Origin of the sequence: Micromonospora sp. TSRI0369 (genome assembly GCF_001905625.1) — a bacterium.
GTDB lineage: Bacteria > Actinomycetota > Actinomycetes > Mycobacteriales > Micromonosporaceae > Micromonospora > Micromonospora echinospora_A.
The window spans coordinates 34,626-54,219 of record NZ_LIVU01000009.1 but is presented as its reverse complement, the minus strand read 5'-3'; the positions used below and the strand labels follow the sequence as shown (position 1 = coordinate 54,219).

General features: G+C 74.7%; 16 protein-coding genes. 12 read left to right on the top strand and 4 right to left on the bottom strand.

Translation table 11 applies throughout. The features are described from left to right. Positions 1-88: 88 nt before the first annotated feature. The 4 genes from AMK25_RS25610 (at position 89) to AMK25_RS25595 (ending at position 4,821) form a co-directional block, all read left to right on the top strand. Positions 89-2,605, top strand: a complete 2,517-nt coding sequence (locus tag AMK25_RS25610) for an FtsK/SpoIIIE domain-containing protein (protein ID WP_073830947.1) — start codon at positions 89-91, stop codon at positions 2,603-2,605. Beyond that, positions 2,602-3,417 carry a hypothetical protein gene (locus tag AMK25_RS25605; protein ID WP_073830946.1) on the top strand — a complete coding sequence of 272 codons (816 nt, stop codon included), beginning with the start codon at positions 2,602-2,604 and terminating at the stop codon, positions 3,415-3,417. Before AMK25_RS25610 ends, AMK25_RS25605 begins: the two co-directional genes overlap by 4 nt. A gap of 166 nt (positions 3,418-3,583) precedes the next feature. Next, complete coding sequence (locus AMK25_RS25600; protein ID WP_073830945.1) at positions 3,584-3,847, top strand: DUF6244 family protein; 264 nt, start codon at positions 3,584-3,586, stop codon at positions 3,845-3,847. 170 nt (positions 3,848-4,017) lie between these two features. Continuing rightward, positions 4,018-4,821 (top strand): lipase family alpha/beta hydrolase, encoded by an 804-nt coding sequence (locus tag AMK25_RS25595; RefSeq protein ID WP_073830944.1) that lies wholly within the window; start codon positions 4,018-4,020, stop codon positions 4,819-4,821. Between the two features lie 39 nt (positions 4,822-4,860). Here AMK25_RS25595 and AMK25_RS25590 read toward each other — a convergent pair whose 3' ends face one another. Together AMK25_RS25590 and AMK25_RS25585 are read right to left on the bottom strand one after the other, a co-directional pair. Further along, complete coding sequence (locus AMK25_RS25590) at positions 4,861-6,453, bottom strand: GMC family oxidoreductase (RefSeq protein WP_073830943.1); 1,593 nt, start codon at positions 6,451-6,453, stop codon at positions 4,861-4,863. A gap of 89 nt (positions 6,454-6,542) precedes the next feature. Continuing rightward, complete coding sequence (locus AMK25_RS25585) at positions 6,543-7,409, bottom strand: aldo/keto reductase (protein WP_073830942.1); 867 nt, start codon at positions 7,407-7,409, stop codon at positions 6,543-6,545. Positions 7,410-7,586: 177 nt separating this feature from the next. Here AMK25_RS25585 and AMK25_RS25580 point away from each other — a divergent pair, with 177 nt between their 5' ends. The 7 genes from AMK25_RS25580 (at position 7,587) to AMK25_RS25550 (ending at position 16,619) form a co-directional block, all read left to right on the top strand. Further along, complete coding sequence (locus tag AMK25_RS25580) at positions 7,587-7,952, top strand: YciI family protein (protein WP_073830941.1); 366 nt, start codon at positions 7,587-7,589, stop codon at positions 7,950-7,952. A 119-nt stretch (positions 7,953-8,071) separates the two neighbouring features. Continuing rightward, positions 8,072-9,499, top strand: a complete 1,428-nt coding sequence (locus tag AMK25_RS25575) for an FAD-binding oxidoreductase (RefSeq protein WP_073830940.1) — start codon at positions 8,072-8,074, stop codon at positions 9,497-9,499. A 168-nt stretch (positions 9,500-9,667) separates the two neighbouring features. Further along, positions 9,668-11,116 (top strand): pyruvate kinase, encoded by a 1,449-nt coding sequence (gene pyk / locus AMK25_RS25570; RefSeq protein ID WP_073830939.1) that lies wholly within the window; start codon positions 9,668-9,670, stop codon positions 11,114-11,116. A 114-nt stretch (positions 11,117-11,230) separates the two neighbouring features. Further along, on the top strand, positions 11,231-12,130 hold the full coding sequence (locus tag AMK25_RS25565; RefSeq protein ID WP_073830938.1) for an acyl-CoA thioesterase: 900 nt from the start codon (positions 11,231-11,233) through the stop codon (positions 12,128-12,130). Positions 12,131-12,139: 9 nt separating this feature from the next. Continuing rightward, positions 12,140-12,607 carry an RrF2 family transcriptional regulator gene (locus AMK25_RS25560; protein ID WP_073830937.1) on the top strand — a complete coding sequence of 156 codons (468 nt, stop codon included), beginning with the start codon at positions 12,140-12,142 and terminating at the stop codon, positions 12,605-12,607. A 111-nt stretch (positions 12,608-12,718) separates the two neighbouring features. Next, a complete protein-coding gene (locus AMK25_RS25555) occupies positions 12,719-13,819 on the top strand; it encodes a sulfite exporter TauE/SafE family protein (RefSeq protein WP_073830936.1) in 1,101 nt (366 codons plus the stop codon). 517 nt (positions 13,820-14,336) lie between these two features. Further along, entirely contained in the window at positions 14,337-16,619 is a 2,283-nt protein-coding gene (locus AMK25_RS25550) for a rhamnogalacturonan lyase family protein (RefSeq protein ID WP_073830935.1), read from the top strand. Positions 16,620-16,786: 167 nt separating this feature from the next. Here AMK25_RS25550 and AMK25_RS25545 read toward each other — a convergent pair whose 3' ends face one another. After that, positions 16,787-17,782: an LLM class flavin-dependent oxidoreductase gene (locus tag AMK25_RS25545; protein WP_192900086.1), complete on the bottom strand. Its 996-nt coding sequence runs from the start codon at positions 17,780-17,782 to the stop codon at positions 16,787-16,789. 61 nt (positions 17,783-17,843) lie between these two features. Further along, a complete protein-coding gene (locus AMK25_RS25540) occupies positions 17,844-18,323 on the bottom strand; it encodes an Lrp/AsnC family transcriptional regulator (RefSeq protein ID WP_047894721.1) in 480 nt (159 codons plus the stop codon). 83 nt (positions 18,324-18,406) lie between these two features. Here AMK25_RS25540 and AMK25_RS25535 point away from each other — a divergent pair, with 83 nt between their 5' ends. Further along, positions 18,407-19,582, top strand: a complete 1,176-nt coding sequence (locus tag AMK25_RS25535) for a trans-sulfuration enzyme family protein (RefSeq protein ID WP_073830933.1) — start codon at positions 18,407-18,409, stop codon at positions 19,580-19,582. Positions 19,583-19,594 lie beyond the last annotated feature (12 nt).

Below are 19,594 nucleotides of genomic sequence, written 5' to 3'. Positions count from 1 at the left end.
GGACGAATCCCCGGTGCGGAGCGCCACGTGCCGCTGTGGTGCGCGTCCGTTAGGGTTCCCTCGATCGCATGACGTCGGAGGGCGGACGGTGGGAAGACTCGCTTCGGCGTACCGGCAGGCGGTCGATCGGCACCGGCGGGCCCTGCGCCACTGGGAAGCGGCCCGGCACCTGCTCGGCGCCGCCGGTCCGGCGCCGGTCGGCAGCCCGGAACTGGTCGCGCGGCTGGCCCGCCTCGGCGGTGAGCTGGCCGCCGCGGTGCCCGGCACCGCCCGGGTCGCGACCCACCCCGTTCCGGTACGCCTCGGCGCGGCGACCACTGTCGACGGCGCGTTCCCGGTGCTCGTGCCGGTGGGGGCGGGCGCGCACCTGGCGCTCGATCAGGACGCCCGCGATCCGCGCGTCGGCGAGCTGCTGCGGGCGGTGGTGGTGCGGCTGCTGACCGCCGCTCCGGCCGGGACGATCCGGGTCGTCGGCATCGATCAGGCCGCCTTCGGCGCGGCGTTCCTGCCGTTGCGCCCACTCCAGGACGCCGGGGTGCTCGCCGCGGCGGCGACCACCGAGGCGGAGACGACGGCCCTGCTCGACGCGGCCGAGCGGCACGCGCGTACCGCCCAGCGATCCGCGCCGGAGGACCGGGAGCTGCTGGTGGTGGTCGCCGCGTCCGCGCCGCCGCCCCGGGAGCTGGCCCGGCTGGCGGCGCTCACCCACGCCGGCCCCGCAGCGGCGGTCTGCGTGCTGCTGGCCGGCCACCCGCCCGCCGGCCCGAGCGCCGCGCCGCCGCTGGGCGCCACCACCCAACTGCGGATCACCGAGCGGTACACGCTCGTCGGTGACCCGCCCGGCCGCCCGTTCAGCGCCGACGGCAGCGGGCTGGCCGCGCCGGTGGTGCTCGACGGCGACCCGTCGCACGCCGCGGTGACCGCGCTGGCCCGCCGGTACGCCGAGGCCGCCGACCAGGACGGCGTCACGTTCGCCGACCTGCTGCCGGCGCAGCGCTGGGCCGGGTCCGCCGCCTCCGGCCTGCGTACCGTGCTCGGCCGGGCCGGCCGCCGCCCGCTCGCAGTGGCGTTCGACGACGCCACGCCGCACTGGCTGATCGGCGGGCGGACCGGCGCCGGCAAGACGGTGCTGCTGCTCGACGTGCTCTACGGGCTGGCCGCCCGCTACTCCCCGGCCGAGCTGCGGCTGATGCTGCTCGACTTCAAGGAGGGCGTGAGCTTCACCGAGTTCGTGCCCACCGACCGGGACCCGTCCTGGCTGCCGCACGCCGACGCGGTGGGCATCGAGTCCGACCGCGAGTACGGCGTGGCGGTGCTGCGCGAGCTGCGCGCCGAGCTGGGCCGCCGGGCCGACCTGCTCAAGCGGCACGGGGTCAGCCGGCTCGCCGACCTGCCGCCCAACGCCCGGCCGCCCCGGATCGTCACCGTGATCGACGAGTTTCACGTGCTGTTCGCCGGCAACGACGCGCTGGCCCGGCAGGCGGTCGACCTGATCGAGGAGCTGGCCCGCAAGGGCCGCTCGTACGGCCTGCACCTGGTGCTGGCCAGCCAGAGCACCACCGGGATCGAGGCGCTCTACGGACGGGCCGAGGCCATCTTCGGCCAGTTCCCGCTGCGGATCGCGCTGCCCGGCGGGGACGCCGTGCTGGACCCGCGCAACGACGCCGCGCGCGGGCTCACCGTCGGCACGGCAGTGGTCAACACCGCCGCCGGCGCGCCCGGTGCGGACGCGGAGGTGCGGTTCCCGGACGCGCACGCCGCCTCGGCCGACCTGGCGTCGCTGCGCCACGAGCTGCACGCGGCCCGCCCGGCCGGATCGCGCCCACCGGCCGTGTTCCGGGGACACGAGACGCCCCGGCTCGCCGACGACAGCGCCTGGGCAGCGCTGGCGCCCGGCGCCGACCCGCCGTACGCGCTCGTGGGCCGCGTGGTCGACGTCGCCGGCAGCCCGGCCGGGTTCGCGCTCGACGCCAGCCCGGGCCGGCACCTGGCGGTGGTCGGCACCGCGGCGGTCGGCGCGGAGGTGCTCCGGTCGGCCGCGCTCTCCCTGGCCCGGCAGCATGCGCCCGGTACCGCCCGGTTCCTGTTCGCGCCGCTGGCGCCCGGCACCACAGACGCCGCCGACGACCTGGCCATGACGCTCGCCGCCGCCGGGCACCCGGTCCGCCGCCTGGACGCCGAGGCGCTGCGCGCCCAGCTCGCCGAGGCCGCCGCAGGTGACGACGCGCCCTCCGGGCGCACCTACCTGGTGGTGTTCGGGATGGACGCCGCCGCCACGACGCTCGCCGCCTCCGACCCGGCGACGTTCCGATCCGGGTACGACGACCTGCGCGCCGTGCTGCGCCAGGGGCCCGCGCGCGGCGTGCACGTGCTCGGCTGGTGGCGCGGGCTGCGCCGGCTCGCCGACGACCTGGGCGGCAGCGGGCAGCGCGACGACGTCACAGGGCTGGTCGCGCTCAACGTGCCCGCCGCCGACCTGGGCCTGCACCTCGGCGTGCACGACCTCGCGTACGTGCCGCGCGAGGGCCGCGCCCTGCTCGTCGACCGGCACGAGCACCGCACCGCGCTGATCGTGCCGTTCGCCGCCGGGAGTGACGTTCCATGAGTGGATTCGACGAGTACGCGGCGCTGCTGCGGGAGCTGTCCACCCGGCAGCGGGGCGGGGAGCGGGAGATCGCGGCCGAGGCGGAGCGCCGCCGTGGCCTGCAGGACGCCGTCGACAAGCTGGGGCAGCGGCTCGCCGCCCAGGGGCAGCACCTGGACCGGCTGGGGCAGGCGATCGGCGTGCCGATGACCTCGGTCCCGGCGGAGGCGCCCGCTCCGGCGGTCGCTGTCGCCGCCGGACCGGCCGCGCCGGAGACGGCGGCTTCGGCCGACCCGGGCGGGCGGACGGGCGCCGGACCGGGGGACGGCGCGACCGGCGGCGCAGCCGCCGCGCCGGGGCAGGCGGGCGTCGGGGCGTACCCCTCTCCGGGTGTGCCCGCGCCCCGGGCGGGCGACCCGGCGGCGGAGCTGGCGGCGGCGGAGCGGCTGGCCGGGGAGGCCGACGGGTACGGGCAGCAGGCCGACGCGCTGGCGCGCACGCCGGTGCTGCTGCCGACCTGGTCCGCGCCGGCCCGGGCGGTCGCGGTGTACGGCGGCTGCGCGCTCGTCGGCTCGCTGCTGATGCTGGTCGCGCTCGTGGGGTCGCCGGTGCCGGTGGCCGGGCTGGACCTGGTGGCGACGCTGTCCTGCGCCGGGGTGCCGTTGCTGTCCTTCGTGGCCGGTCAGGTCGTGCTGGCCCGCTGGGGCCGCCCCGCGTTGGCAGGCGGTGAGGCCACGACCGGCCGGTACGTGCCGCTGGGCTTCGTGATCTGCGCCCTGGTCTCCCCGTCCCTGTTCTGCGTCTACCTGCTCCTCTTCCGCCTCCTCCGCTGACGCTCCGCCCGCCCCCCGTCCCGCCTCGCCCCGTCGATCATGGACTTGTGGCCCCTGTGGTGGGCTTGATGTGGCTTTTGCCGGGGCGGAAACTGCAAGATCGCGAAGGCGTGGGGGTGGGGGAGGGCGGTAGGCTCGGCGCGGGTGGTGAGCTGGGGGAGGGCTTGTGAGCGCGGCGGAGATCATCGCGAGGCTGGCGGCAGCGGCGCAGAAGCTGGACGAGGCCAAGGCGCGCACGGCCGCCGCGGCACAGGACGCGGCGGAGGCGCGGGCGCTGGTGGCGGGCGCGCTGGAGGGGGCCACGGCCGGGCCGCTGATCGGCGCCATCGACTCCTACCGGCAGGCGCTGGCGCAGGCCGCGCAGGGCGGGGAGCCGGCCCGGCAGCACGTCCAGGAGACCATCGCGAAGGTCCAGGCGCTGGGCAACTGAGGGGCCGGCCCGGCTTGCCGGTTTGCGCGGAGGGCGCGACAAGGGTTACCGCCGCGTAACTTTTCATTGACGTGTGTGAAATCGGACACGCATCATCGTGTCCACGATCGATCGGATCCCACCCGTCCCCTCCCGGTCCGCCCGGGTGCCTCCCCCCGGAGGTGCAGCCCATGCTGCTCCGAACGATCCTTGCCGCCACCACCGTCGCCACCGTCCTGCTCGTCCCGGCCGCCGCGCAGGCGGCCGCCGCCGAACCCGGCGCCCCGTCGAACACGGCCGCCGTCACCACCGCCGCGCAACGGGCCGCCGCCGCGGCCGCCGACCCGGTGATCGTGGTCGGCGGCCTGAGTGGAATCTCCATCGCGTACGAGCCGCTCGCCGCCCGGCTGCGCGCCGACGGCTACCGGGTCTCGATCTACCAGTTGCCGAACCTCGGCCTCGGCGACATCCGCGAGTCCGCCCGGGCACTGTCGTCCTACGTGGACCGGGTCCGCACCGCCACCGGAGCGGCCCGGGTCGACCTGGTCGGCCACTCCGAGGGCGGCCTGGTCAGCCGCTGGTACGTCAAATACCTCGGCGGCGCCGCGACCGTCGACCAGTACGTCAGCCTCGGCAGCCCGCAGTACGGCACCTACGTCGCCAACCTGGTCGCCTTCCTCGGGTTGGGCAGCTGCGCGGGGGTGATCGCCTGCCAGCAGATGACGATCGGGTCGAGCTTCCTGGCCGACCTCAACGCCGGTGACGACACCCCAGGGCCGGTCCGCTGGGCCACCGTGCGCACCTGGCAGGACGAGCTGGTCCGGCCGGTGGACAACGCGCTGCTCGCCGACGGCGCCACCAACGTCCTGGTGCAGGCGTGGTGCCCGCTGCGGGTCGTCGGCCACCTCGGGCTGGTGCTGGACGGCACCACGTACACGGTGGTGCGCCAGGTGCTCGCCGGCGCCCCGGTCCAGCCGAACTGCTTCGCGGTCTGACAGCCGTGCCCGGGCCCGCCGCCGTGGGCCCGGGCACGGTCAGCTCCCGTCCCGCCCGCGGATGACGTCGGCGGCCCGCCAGGCCAGCGCGCTCACCGGGGCGCTGGTCCAGCCCGCCACCATCACCGGCAGCACCGACGCGTCGACCACCCGCAGCCCGTCGACGCCGCGTACCCGCAGCCGCGGGTCGACCACGTGGTCGTCGCCGTCGCCCATCGCGCAGGTGCCGATGGCGTGGTAACCGCAATAGCCGCGCGCCACCGCCGCCTCGACGATCTCCGTGTCGGTCCGGACCGCCGGGCCGGGAACCGTCTCGGCCTTGATCCGCTTCGCGATCGGCCCGGTGCCGAAGAACTCCCGCATCCGGCGGAACAGGTCCGCCGCCACCCGCCGGTCGTGCTCGGTGGTGAGGTAGTTCGCCACGATGGCCGGCGGTGTACGCGGGTCCGCGTCGGTGATCGCCAGGCTGCCCTCGCTGTCCGGCCGGGTGACGGTGCCCAGGCACATCAGGCCCGGCTCCCGTTCCAGTTCGAGGGCCTTGCCGGGCCGCGGCGGCGCGGCGGAGAACGGCGCCATCAGCAGGTGTGCGTCCGGGCGGTCCAGGTCGGGCCGGGACTTGACGTGGGCCGCCACGTCGAGCACCGGCAGGGCGAGCGGGCCGCCCCGGGTGAGCAGCCAGCGCAGCGCCGCCCGGGCCTGCCCGAACGGGCTGCCGATGGTCATGTTGTGGCCGCCGGGCTCGGCGAGGCGGTACTGGAGCACCATCGACCGGTGCTCGCGCAGCCCCGCGCCGACCCGGGGCCGGTCGAGCAGCACCGGCACGCCCGCGGCGCGCAGCGTGTCCGCCGGTCCGATGCCGGAGACCTGCAACAGGTGCGGGGTGGCGAGGGCGCCCGCGGCGAGGATCACCTCCGCGGCCGCCCGGCGCTCGACCTCCCGGCCGTCGCGCGCCACCCGTACGCCGACCGCCCGGCCGCCCTCGACGAGCACCCGCAGCACGACGGCGCCGACCTCGACGGTCAGGTTGGGCCGGCGCCGTACCGGGTGCAGGAACGCGTCGGCGGCGCTGACCCGCCGTCCGTCGTGGATGGTCGCGGTGGGGTAGCCGATCCGCTCGTCGTCGTCGGCGTCCAGGTCGTCGGCCCGGCGCCAGCCCAGCTCGGCGCCGGTGGCCACCATCTCCTCGGCGAGCGGGTCGGTGCCGGTGGCGATGGACAGCCGCACCGGGCCGCCCACGCCCCGGTGCGGCGCGGGACCGAGCGGGTGGTCCTCCAGCCGCGTGAACACCTGCCGCATGGTCGACCAGCCCCAGCCCAGCGGGTCGAGGGCGTCCCAGTCGCGGGCCGCGCCGCGGCTCCAGATCATGCCGTTGACCGACGTCGAGCCGCCGATCATCCGGCCGCGCTGCCAGATCTCCTCGCGGCCCGGCCCGGTGCCGGCCGGGTAGTGCCAGGCGGTGCGCTCGTCGTCCATCAGCCGGGAGAACGCCTTCGGCACCCGCACGTACGGGCTGCGGTCCCAGCCGCCCGCCTCCAGCAGCAGCACCCGCGTCCCCGGATCCTCGGTGAGCCGGTTGGCCAGCACGCATCCCGCCGCGCCGGCCCCCACGATGACGTAGTCGAACTCCTCCACAGCGGACCCCCACTCGCGAGAATCCTTCTGACGGTAGTTGTTCGATCACATTCCGCGAAAGGGCCGCTCGGGTGGGTGTGACAGCCGACTCAGGCCGCCTTGGCCAGCGCCTCGAACTCGTCGTCGGTCAGCTCCACCTCGGCCGCCGCGACGTTCTCCTCCAGATGCGCCACCGACGACGTACCCGGGATCGGCAGCATCACCGGCGACCGGCGCAGCAGCCAGGCCAGCGCGAGCTGCGCCGGGGTGGCGCCGTGGCCGGTCGAGATCGCGTCCAGCGGGCCGCCGGGCCGGGCCAGGTTGCCGGTGGCGATCGGGAACCAGGGGATGAACGCCAGGTCGTGACGCTCGCAGTGCGCCAGCACGTCCTCCGCGCCGCGGTCGGCCAGGTTGTACAGGTTCTGCACGGACACGATCGGGACGATCTCCCGGGCCGCCTCGATCTGCTCGACACTGACCTGCGAGAGCCCGATGTGCCGGATCTTGCCCTCCTGCCGCAGCAGCGCCAGCTCGCCGAGCTGGTCGGTTAGCGGCACAGTCGCGTCGACGCGGTGCAGCTGGTAGAGCGGGATGCAGTCCAGGCCCAGGTGACGCAGGCTCAGCTCGCACTGCTGGCGCAGGTACTCCGGGCGGCCCACCGGCCGCCAGTCGTCCGGGCCGGACCGGGTCAGCCCGGCCTTTGTCGCGATGACCAGGTCGTCGGCGTACGGGTGCAGCGCCTCGCGGATCAGCAGCTCACTGACGAACGGCCCGTACGAGTCCGCGGTGTCGATGAACGTGACGCCCAGCTCGTACGCGCGGCGCAGCACCCGCACCGCCTCGGCCGGGTCCTTCGGGTCACCCCACACACCGGGGCCGGTGAGCTGCATCGCCCCGTAGCCGAGGCGGTCGACCCGCAGGTCACCACCGATCCGGTAGCTGCCCGACGCCTTGGCGGGCTGGGTGCTGGTGGCCATTCGTGATCCTCCTGTGCTCGTACGCGGTCGCGGGGCGGCGCGCGCCCCGACCCCTGGACATTCCCCGAATCGCGGCGGCGAAGCCAGCGGGACGACCGGCGGGGCAGTTGCGGCGAGCGGGCCCGGCGCACCGGACCGCCGTGCGAGGCTGAGCGCAACGCTGGTCAGGAGGTGCGCATGGGCGCGACGCCACAGCTCGACTTCGCGCTGGACACGTACGAGTGCATCGTGCTCTACCCGGGGCCCTCCGGCCGGGCCCTGCCGGAGGAGACCGTGCAGCGGCTGCAGGCCGAGCATCTGCAGCACATGCGGGCGCTGCAACGGCGCGGCATCGTGCTCGTCGACGGCTCGGTGGACGGCCCGGCCCGGGAACCGGACCCGCCGATCGGTTTCGGCCTGGCGCGCACCGGCTCGGTGGACGACGTGCGCAGCGTCATGGAGGCCGACCCGGCGGTGCAGGCCGGTCTCTACCGGGTCGAGGTGCTGACCTTCCTCTGCCCGGCCGGCTCGCTGGAGTTCCCGCTGGTCAAGACGGAGAGCTGACGGCCGGGGCACTGTCGTGCGGGCGACGGCGGGCCCGCTGTGGCGGTGCTAGCGTCCGGCGCAGTGAGCCGATCCCGGCGCGTCCGGCGCCGCCGGCCCGGGTCGGCCGAGGAGTCGCCATGACCTCCGCCCCGGACCTGCCCCGCGCCACCGGCCTGCTCCGCGAGGCGCTCGGCGCCCGCCTGCTCACCCCCGCCGAACCGGGCTTCCCGGCCGCCGTCCGGCTCTGGAACGGCGCCCCGGCCGGCACGCCCGCGCTCGTCGCACAGTGCCAGGACGCCGACGAGGTCGCGCTCGCGGTCCGCGTCGCCGGGCGGTGCCGACTGCCGCTGTCGGTGCGCGGCGGCGGCCACGACTGGGCCGGCCGGGCGCTGCGCGACGGCGGCCTGGTCGTCGACCTCACCGGTATGCGGCAGATCGACGTCGGCCCCGGCGCGTCGACTGTCACGGTGGGCGGCGGGGCGACGGCCGCCGACGCGCTCGCCGCCCTGCGGCCGTACGACCGGGTCGTGGTCACCGGCGTGGTGCGCGCGGTCGGGCTGGCCGGGCTGACCATGGCCGGCGGGTACGGCCCGCTCTGCGGCCGGCACGGGCTGGCGCTGGACAACCTGCTCGGCGCCGAGGTGGTGCTCGCCGACGGCCGCCGGGTCACCGCCGACGCGGAGCACGAGCCCGAGCTGTACTGGGCGCTGCGCGGCGGGGGCGGCAACTTCGGCGTGGTCACCGCGCTGCGCCTGCGTACCCACCCGCTGGCCGCCGCGCTCGCCGGCATGCTGCTGTTCCCGGCGGCCCAGGCGACGGCGGTGCTGCGCGGCTACGGGCAGGCCGTGCGGGACGCCCCGGACGAGCTGACCGTGATGGCTGGGTTCCTGCCCGGCCCGGCCGGGGAGCCGGTGGTGTTCCTCGCCCCGGTCTTCACCGGCGACGACGCGGCGGCGGGACAGGCCGCGGTGGACCGGCTGCGCGCGCTCGGCACCCCGATCGTCGACCAGGTCGCCCCACTGGCGTACGAGGACGTGCTGCGCCTGTTCGACGGCGGCATGGCCGACGGCAACCACTACCTGCTGCGTACCCGATGGCTGGCCCGGGTGGACGAGCCGGTGGTGGCGGCGCTGACCGCGGCGGCCGGGGCGGTCTCGTCGCCGTTCTCGGCGATCGCGCTGCACCACTTCCACGGCGCCGCGAGCCGGGTCCCGGTGGAGCGGACCGCGTTCGGGCTGCGCGCCGACCACCTGCTCGCCGAGATCATCGCGGTCTGGACGCCCGGCGGCGACCCGGCGCCGCACCGGGCGTGGGCCGAGCACACCAGCGCGGCCCTGGCTGCGCACGCGCTGCCCGGCGGCTACCCGAACCTGCTCGCGCCCGAGGAGACCGACCGGGTGCGCCTCGCGTACGGATCGAACTGGGAGCGGCTGCGCCGGGCCAAGCGCCGTTACGACCCGCGCGGGATGTTCTCGGCCGTACCGACGCTGCCCCCGGCCGGTCCGCCGGGGCCGCGCCACGGCGAGGGCGGGCGGCATCCACGGGAGCACCCGGTCGGCACGTGACGGCGAGGGGTACCATTTCCGCCGCGCGGTCGCCGATGCCCGCCACTCACGACGTTCCGGTGCGGTACGCCAACCGCCCGCCCGCGCGTAGACGCGCGTCGTTGGACAACTGTTCCGCTGTCCGCAAGGGGTCGGCCGGGAGGCCGATCCGGAGGAGAGACTAGCCTGATGGGCGTGACACGCCGCGCGAAGATCGTCTGTACTCTCGGCCCCGCCACCTCGTCCCCGGAGCGTATCCGAGGGCTTGTCGAGGCGGGCATGAACGTGGCGAGGCTCAACTTCAGCCACGGCAGTCACGCCGACCACGAATCGGTCTACCGCCTGGTCCGGGAGGCCGCCGAGGCGTCCGGCAAGCCGGTCGCGGTGCTCGCCGACCTCCAGGGGCCCAAGATCCGGCTGGGCCGGTTCGCCGACGGTCCGCACGAGTGGCGCACCGGCGACTCGGTCGTGATCACCGGTGACGACATCGTCGGCTCGAAGGAGCGGGTCTCCTGCACCTACCGCAAGCTGCCGCAGGAGGTGAAGCCGGGCGACCGGCTGCTGATCGACGACGGCCGTGTCGCGGTCGAGGTCAGCGACGTCACCGGCAACGACATCCGGTGCCTGGTCACCGAGGGCGGCCCGGTCTCCAACAACAAGGGCGTCTCGCTGCCGAACGTGGCGGTCAGCGTCCCGGCCATGTCGGACAAGGACGCGGAGGACCTGCGCTTCGCCCTCGGCCTCGGTGTCGACCTGGTCGCGCTCTCGTTCGTCCGCTCGCCCGAGGACATCAAGCTCGTCCACTCGATCATGGACGAGGAGGGCGTGCGCCGCCCGGTCCTGGCCAAGGTGGAGAAGCCGGAGGCGGTGGACCACCTGGAGGCGATCGTGCTGGCCTTCGACGGCGTCATGGTCGCCCGCGGCGACCTCGGCGTCGAGCTGCCGCTGGACCAGGTGCCGCTGGTGCAGAAGCGCGCCGTGCAGCTGTGCCGGGAGAACGCCAAGGCCGTCATCGTGGCCACCCAGATGCTCGACTCGATGATCGAGAACTCCCGACCGACCCGCGCCGAGGCCTCCGACGTGGCGAACGCGGTGCTCGACGGCGCGGACGCGGTGATGCTCTCCGGCGAGACGAGCGTCGGCAAGTACCCGGTGCTCACCGTCAGCACCATGGCCAAGATCATCACCACCACCGAGGCCGGCTCGATCGCCGTCCCCCGGTTGCAGCACGACCCGCGTACGCACGGCGGCGCGCTCACCGTGGCCGCCTCCTCCATCGCCCGGGCCATCGGCGCGAAGGCCATGGTGGCGTTCTCGCAGACCGGCGACACCGTCAAGCGGCTCGCCCGGCTGCACTGCGACCTGCCGCTGCTGGCCTTCACGCCGGTGCCGGAGGTGCGCAACCAGCTCGCGCTCTCCTGGGGCGTGGAGACGTTCCTGATGCCGTTCGTCCAGCACACCGACGACATGTTCCGCCAGGTCGACCAGGCGCTGCTCGGCCTCAACCGGGCCAACCCGGGCGACTACGTGGTGATCGTGGCGGGCAGCCCGCCCGGCACCCCCGGCTCCACCAACACGCTGCGCGTGCACCAGCTGGGCTCGCTCGTGGACGCGGCCTCGGCGCGAGCGCTCCAGTGAGCGCGAGGAGTGAGCCGGTTCTGCGAGCCCCGCAGTCGCGAACGAAGGTGACGCAGTGAGCGCGAGGAGTGAGCCGGGTCTGCGAGCCCCGCAGTCGCGAACGAAGGTGACGCAGTGAGTGCTGCGGCGACCGGGCAGGTGGCGGTCGACCAGCTGCTGGAGGTGCTCGACCTCGCCCGTACCGGGGAGATGGCCTTCCGGGGCATGAGCCCGCCGGTGGGCCCGCAGCGGGTCTACGGCGGGCAGGTCGCCGGGCAGGCACTGGTCGCGGCCGGCCGCACCGTCGACGCGGAGCGGGCCGTGCACTCCCTGCACGGCTACTTCGTGCGCCCCGGTGACCCGGCCGAGCCGATCGAGTACCAGGTGGAGAACGTCCGGGACGGCCGGTCCTTCTCGGTGCGCCGCTCGGTGGCGCTGCAGCACGACAAGCCGATCTTCTTCATGTCGGCGTCGTTCCAGCGACAGGACGAAGGGCTGGACCACCACGCCCCGCTGCCGCCGGACGTGCCCGGCCCGGACGACGTGCCGACCATGGCCGACCGGCTCGCCCGCTACCCGGAGCGGCTCGGCATCTGGGGGATGATCCCGCGCCCGATCGACGTGCGCTACGTCGGCGAGCCCGGCTGGGTACGCCCCGGCGACCGCCCGGCCGAACCGCACCAGCGGGTGTGGATGCGCGTGGACGGCAAGCTGCCGGACGACCCGCTGCTGCACGCGTGCGCGCTGACGTACGCCTCCGACCTGACGCTGCTGGACTCGGTGCTGTCGGTGCACGGCGAGGTGTGGGGTCCGGGCGGCGTGGTCGGCGCGAGCCTCGACCACGCGTTGTGGTTCCACAGGTCGTTCCGCGCCGACGAGTGGTTCCTGTACGACTGCTGGAGCCCGTCCGCGTCGGGCGCCCGTGGCCTGGCCACCGGCCGCATGTTCACCGCCGACGGGCGGCACATCGCCAGCGCCGTGCAGGAGGGACTGCTGCGCCGGGTCGGCGGGGCGGCTCGCGAGGCAGCGGACTAGCCTGGCCGTATGCGTCTTTCCGCCCGGGTCGACTACGCCCTCCGCGCGGCCGCTGAGCTGGCCTCGGTCGCGGACGGGACCGCCGAGCGGAGTCGCCCGGTGACCGCCGAGCAGATCGCCCGGTCCCAGGAAATCCCGCCGAAGTTCCTGGAGAGCATTCTGCTCCAGCTTCGCCGGGGCGGCATCGTGCACGCCCAGCGTGGCCCCGAGGGCGGCTACTGGCTGGCCCGGCCGGCGGGGGAGATCTCCCTGGCCGAGGTGATCCGCGTCATCGACGGTCCGCTCGCGCACGTGCGCGGCCAGCGTCCGGAACAGCTCGGCTACCAGGGTGCGGCCCGCGCGTTGCAGGACGTCTGGATCGCGTTGCGGGCCAGCGAGCGGGAGATCCTGGAGCTGGTCACGATCGCCGACGTGGCCTCCGGCGCACTGCCCGGCCGGGTCAACGAGCTGGCTGCCGACCCGCGCGCCTGGAGCTGATCGCGCCGTCCGGCGCGTCCTACCAACCGGATGGGGGACTTGACCGGGACCGCCTCCGTGCCGCATTGTCGACCAAGTTGATAGGAGATACCGAAAAGTCAGGGGGCGCTCGTGCGCAAGCTGCTGGTCCTCGCCCTCGTCGGGCTCGCCGCGCAACTGGTCGACGGCTCGCTCGGCATGGCGTACGGGCTGACCTCCTCGACGCTGCTCCTCTTCGCCGGTGTCGCGCCGGCCGCCGCGTCGGCCTCGGTGCACCTGGCCGAGATCGGCACCACGCTCGCCGCGGGCGTCTCGCACTGGCGCTTCGGCAACGTCGACTGGCGGGTGGTCGGCCGGATCGCGCTGCCCGGCGCGATCGGCGCGTTCGCCGGGGCCACGTTCCTCAGCTCCATCTCCACCGAGGCCGCCGCGCCGTGGATGGCGGCCATCCTGTTCACGCTCGGCGCGTACCTGCTGGTGCGGTTCTCCCGGCCGTTGCGGGCCAACCGCGCCGCCGGCCGGCTGCGTAGCCGTTTCCTCGCCCCGCTGGGACTGGTCGCGGGCTTCGTCGACGCCACCGGCGGCGGAGGCTGGGGCCCGGTCGCCACCCCGGCGCTGCTGGTCTCCGGCCGGATGGAACCCCGCAAGGTCATCGGCTCGGTGGACACCTCCGAGTTCGTCGTGGCCGGCGCGGCGAGCGTCGGCTTCCTGATCGGCCTGGGCACCGAGGGCTTCCTGCTGCCCACGGTGGCCGCGCTCCTGGTCGGTGGCCTGATCGCCGCGCCGATCGCGGCCTGGCTGGTCCGCATCGTTCCCGCCCAGCTGCTCGGCGCCGTGATCGGCGGCGTGATCGTGCTGACCAACGCCCGCACGCTGCTGAGCGCCGGTGGCGTGAGCGGCTCGGCGCCGGTGGTGGTCTACGCGCTGCTCGGCGTCGCCTGGGTGGTCGCCATCGTCCTGGCGGTGCGTGCGCTGCGCCGTACCCGCCGCGCCCGCGCCACCGTCGAGGCAGCGCTGGCCTCCGCGTCGCCGGCCTCCGCGCCGCCGGTCGAGGCCGCGCCCGTCTCCGCGTCGCCCGCGGAGGCGGGGGAGCCCGCTCGGCCGGGGGAATCCGTCGGGTCGGCAGGGGCCGCGAAGTCGGGGCAAGCCCCGGAGCCGGTGGTCACCGCCGAGACCTCCGAGCCGGCCGAGGCCGCGGAGTCGCGGAAGCTCGCCGCCGCCGTCGAGGGCTGAGCCGCTCGCGTTCCCGGGCCGCGCCATCGCCCAGGAGTGTTCTGTCTCGGCGTGTCGCCCGCCGTAGAGACATGTCCTGCTGACCGATATGCCTCTCGGTCATAATTATGACTCTGAGGTATATCGACTTTCAGGCATCTCTTCTCGTCGGCGTCGGCGTCGGCATCGGCTGTTGGCCGCAGCGATCCTGCGCCGCCACTCCACCGCGCCGTTTCGCCGCCCCGCCCGGCCCCGCGCCGCCTCCCTCGCCTCGCCCCGCCGCGCCGCCCCGCCCGCGCCGCCGCGCCGCCCCGCCCGCGCCGCCGCGCCGCCCCGCCCGCGCCGCCGCGCCGCGCTGCCCACGCCGCGCCGCCGCGCTTGTGGGTGTGTCCGGCGGTGACCTAGGCTGACGGAGCGCGGAGCCGAATCACCGACGTCGATACGTTGACGTCGCCCGTCGCAGCAGGGCACGTACCTTCCCCGCCGGTCCGGGCAGGCCGGCGTCGTCGCGTGCCTGACCTCCGCGAAAGGCATCCCCGTGCACCTCACCACCCCACGCCGCCGGCTCGCGCTGATCGCCGCGGCCTCGGCGGTCACCCTGTCGGCCGGCGCGCTCACCACGATGACCGCCGCGGCGGCCGCCGCCGCCTGCCGGGTCGACTACCGGATCACCAACCAGTGGAGCGGCGGCTTCGGCGCCGACGTGACAGTCACCAACCTCGGCGACCCGGTCAACGGCTGGACCCTCGGCTGGAGCTTCGCCGCCGGCCAGCAGGTCGTCCAGGCGTGGAACGCCACCGTCAGCCAGTCCGGCGCGCAGGTGAGCGCCCGCGACGCCGGCTACAACGCGGCCCTCGGCACCGGCGGCACCGCGAACTTCGGCTTCAACGGCTCGTGGAACAACGCGTCGAACCCGGTGCCGGCCGCGTTCACGCTCAACGGCACCGCCTGCACCGGCGCGCCGTCCACCAGCGCGCCACCGTCGACGCCGCCACCGTCGACACCACCGCCCAGCACCCCGCCGCCGTCGACACCACCGCCCACCACGCCACCGCCCACCGACCCGCCGGCCGGCGCCAAGCAGATGGAGAAACTCGACCGAGGGCTGGTCAGCGTCCGCTCCGGCAGCGGGAACCTGGTCTCCTGGCGGCTGCTCGGCACCGAGACCACCGGTGTGTCGTTCAACCTCTACCGGGGCGGCACCAAGGTCAACGCCAGCCCGATCACCGGCGCCACCACGTACCTGGACAGCGGCGCGGCGGCCGGATCGGCGTACACCGTGCGGGCCGTGGTGAACGGCGCCGAACAGGCGGCGTCCGCCCCGGCGCTCCAGTTCGCCAACGGCTACCTGGACGTGCCGATCCAGCCGCCGCCCGGCGGCACCACGCCGAGCGGTGAGGGGTACAGCTACTCGGCGAACGACGCGAGCGTCGGTGACCTCGACGGCGACGGTCGCTACGAGTTCGTGCTCAAGTGGGACCCGTCGAACGCCAAGGACAACTCGCAGTCCGGCTACACCGGCAACGTCTACGTCGACGCGTACACGCTCACCGGCGCCCGGCTGTGGCGCATCGACCTGGGCCGCAACATCCGCGCCGGCGCCCACTACACCCAGTTCCAGGTGTACGACTACGACGGCGACGGGGACGCCGAGGTGGCCATGAAGACCGCCGACGGCACCCGCTCCGGCACCGGCCAGGTGATCGGCAACGGCTCGGCCGACCACCGCAACTCCAGCGGATACGTGCTCGCCGGCCCGGAGTACCTGACCATGTTCGACGGGCGCACCGGCGCGGCGCTGTCCACAGTCGACTACGACCCGCCGCGCGGCACCGTCTCGTCCTGGGGTGACTCGTACGGCAACCGGGTCGACAGGTTCCTCGCCGGCACCGCGTACCTGGACGGGCAGCGCCCCTCGCTGATCATGGCGCGCGGCTACTACACCCGGGCCGTCGTCGCGGCCTGGGACTTCCGCGACGGCACGCTGCGCAAGCGCTGGACGTTCGACTCGAACGCCTCCGGCAACGGCGCCGCCGCCGGGCAGGGCAACCACCAGCTCTCCGTGGCCGACGTCGACAACGACGGCCGCCAGGAGATCGTGTACGGGGCCGCCACGATCGACGACAACGGCCGGCTGCTGTACTCCACCGGCAACGGCCACGGCGACGCGCTGCACGTCGGCGACCTCGACCCCTCCCGCTCCGGCCTGGAGGTGTTCAAGGTCGACGAGGACGGCAGCAAGCCCAGTTCCTGGATGGCCGACGCGCGGACCGGGCAGATCCTCTGGCAGACCGCGCCGAACGGCGACAACGGACGCGGCGTCTCCGGTGACGTCTGGGCCGGCAGCCCGGGCGCGGAGTCGTGGTCGTCGGCGGTCGACGGGCTGCTGAACACCCGGGGGCAGAACGTCGGGCGCAAACCGTCGTCGGCGAACTTCCTGATCTGGTGGGACGGCGACCCGGTACGGGAACTGCTCGACGCCACGAAGATCGACAAGTACGGCACCGGCGGCGAGACCCGGCTGCTCACCGGCAGCGGCGTCGCGTCCAACAACGGCACCAAGTCCACCCCGGCCCTCTCGGCGGACCTGCTCGGCGACTGGCGCGAGGAGGTCGTCTGGCGCACCAGCGACAGCACCGCGCTACGGATCTACAGCACGCCGGTCACCACCGGCCTGCGACTGCCGACGCTGATGCACGACCCGCAGTACCGGGTGGCGGTGGCCTGGCAGAACACCGCGTACAACCAGCCGCCGCACCCGGGCTTCTACCTGGGCGACGGCATGAGCACCCCGCCGGCGCCGAACATCTACCTGCGCTGAAACGGCAGGCACCGGGTCGCCGGCCGCGGAATCCGCTCCGCCGGCGACCCGGTGCTCCACACCGCAGCATTCCCGACCCGTCCCGACCGGGAATGCCGTACCACCACCGGGGATAAAGTTATGCGTCCCGCGCGACGCTGCGGTGACGTGGCTATGAAGAGCGTGTTTCAGCCCTCCCGGCGCAGCCCGCCCGCCACCTTCTCGGCGATCAGCTCGAACGAGCGGACCCGGTCGGCCACGTCGTAGACCATCGTGGTGAGCATCAGCTCGTCCGCGCCGGTGCGCTCCAGCAGCTCGCCGAGCTGCCGGGCCACCGTCTCCGGCGAGCCGGTCGCCTGCCCGTCGCGGCGCTGGGCGACGAACTCCCGCTCGAACTCCGAGTACGGGTACGCCGCCGCCTCCTCCGGCGTGACCAGCGGCTCCGGCCGCCCCGACCGAAGCTTCAGGAACGACAGCCCGGCCGGCCCGGCGAGCCACTCGGCCCGCTCGTCGGTCTCCGCGCAGACCGCGTTCACCGCCACCATCGCGTACGGCCGGTCCAGCCACTGCGACGGCCGGAAGTTCTGCCGGTAGAGCTGCAACGCCGGGATCGTGTTCTGCGAGCTGAAGTGGTGCGCGAACGAGAACGGCAACCCGAGCAGACCGGCCAGCTGCGCGCTGAACCCGCTGGACCCGAGCAGCCACACCTGCGGCGACTGGCCCCGCCCCGGCGTCGCGGTGATCGGGCCCGGCTCGGCGCCGGAGAAGTAGTTCATCAGGTCGGCCAGCTCGCGCGGGAAGTGCTCGGCGGACAGGCCCTCCATGGTGCGGCGCAGCGCTAGCGCGGTCACCTGGTCGGTGCCGGGCGCCCGGCCGATGCCCAGGTCGATCCGCCCCGGGTGCAGCGCCTCCAGGGTGCCGAACTGCTCGGCCACCACCAGCGGCGCGTGGTTGGGCAGCATCACCCCGCCGGAGCCGAGCCGGATGGTGCTGGTGTTCGCGGCCAGGTGCGCGAGCAGCACCGCCGGGGCGGAGCTGGCGATGGCCGGCATGTTGTGGTGCTCGGCCACCCAGAACCGGCGGTAGCCCAGCTCCTCGGTGCGGCGGGCCAGCTCCGTGGTGTACCGCAGCGCCTCACCGGCGTTGCCGGTCGCCGCCACCGGGGCAAGATCAAGAACAGACATGGGTACGTCGATCACAGCGTGGTGCAACAGGCCACGTGCCGGAATTGTTCCGCCGGGTGCGCTATCCCATACCCCGGGCCTGCTCGAAGATCAGGCTGGTCTGGGTGTGCTGCACCGCCGGATCGACAGCCAGATGGTCGAGTACGAAGTCCCGCAGCGCGTCGCCGGAGGCGGCCCGCACGTGCAGCACGTAGTCCTCCGCGCCCGCCACGTGGAACACCGACACCACCCCTGGTAGCCGTACCGACCGGGCGCGGAACGCGTCCACGGCGGCCCGCTCGTGCGCTGTCAGCCGCACCGAGACCAGCGCCTGCAGCGGCAGGCCCACCGCCGCCGGGTCCACCTCGGCGTGGAACCCGCGGATCGCCCCGCACTCGCGCAGCGCCCGGGTACGCGTCAGGCACGTCGACGGTGCCACCCCGACGCGCTCGGCCAGCGCGTTGTTCGGCAGCCGGCCGTCGGCCGCCAGCTCGGTGAGGATCGCGCGGTCGGTGTCGTCCAGGCCGGCGAACGGCCGTACATCATTCGGTGCGGCAGGCATGTGACCATCTTTCACCGAATCCCCGCCGGGCGAAAGCGCGACGGACAGAATGTTCTTCGCTGCTCTTGCTTCCCACCGTCGTCATGTTCGACAGTTCCGTCATGACTTCCGTGGACACCGCAGCCGTACACGCCGGGCGCGCCGACCTCGCCGGGCTCGGCGTCCACGTCCCGCCCATCGACCTGTCCACCACCAACCCGCTGCCCTCGGTGGCCGGCGGCGGTGACGACTACGAGACGCTCGCCACCGGCGGCACCCTCCCGGCCGGCGGCAGCGCCGTCTACCAGCGCCTGTGGAACCCGACGGTGGCCCGGTTCGAGACCGCGCTCGCCCAGCTCGAAGGCACCGCCGAGGCCGTCGCCTTCGCCAGCGGCATGGCCGCGCTCACCGCCGCCCTGCTCGCCGCCACCCGGGACGGCAAGCGTCACATCGTCGCCGTGCGCCCCCTCTACGGCGGCACCGACCACGTCCTCGCCACCGGCCTGCTCGGCACCGAGGTCACCTGGGCCACCCCCGCCGACGTGGCCGCCGCGATCCGCCCCGACACCGCGCTGGTGCTGGTCGAGACGCCGGCCAACCCCAGCCTCGACCTGGTCGACATCGCCGCGCTCGCCGAGGCCGCCGGTGACGTCCCGCTGCTCGTCGACAACACCGTCGCCACCCCGGTGCTCCAGCAGCCCGCCCGCCACGGCGCCGCGCTCGTGCTGCACAGCGCCACCAAGAGCATCGGCGGCCACGGCGACGTCCTCGCCGGTGTGATCGCCTGCGCCCCCGAGTGGGCCGCCCGGCTGCGCCAGGTCCGCGCCGTCACCGGCGCCGTCCTGCACCCGCTCGGCGCGTACCTGCTGCACCGCGGCATCCAGACCCTCCCGCTGCGCGTCCGCGCCCAGCAGGCCGGCGCGGAGAAGCTCGCCGCCTGGCTCGCCGGGCACCCCGCCGTCGAGCGCGTCCACCACCCGTCGCTGCACGACCCGGCCGGGCTGGTCGGCCGGCAGATGTCCGGCACCGGCAGCCTGCTCGCCTTCGAGGTACGCGGCGGCGCGCCCGCCGCGGCCGAGGTCGCCGGCGCCTGCGAACTGATCACGCACGCGGTGTCGCTCGGCGGCGTCGACACGCTGATCCAGCACCCGGCCTCGCTCACCCACCGGCCGGTCGAGGGCGACGCCAAACCGTGCGGCGGGCTGCTGCGCGTCTCGGTCGGCCTGGAGGACCCGGAGGACCTGCGGGCGGATCTCGCCCGGGCGCTGGCGCGGATCTGACGGCGGTCGGTC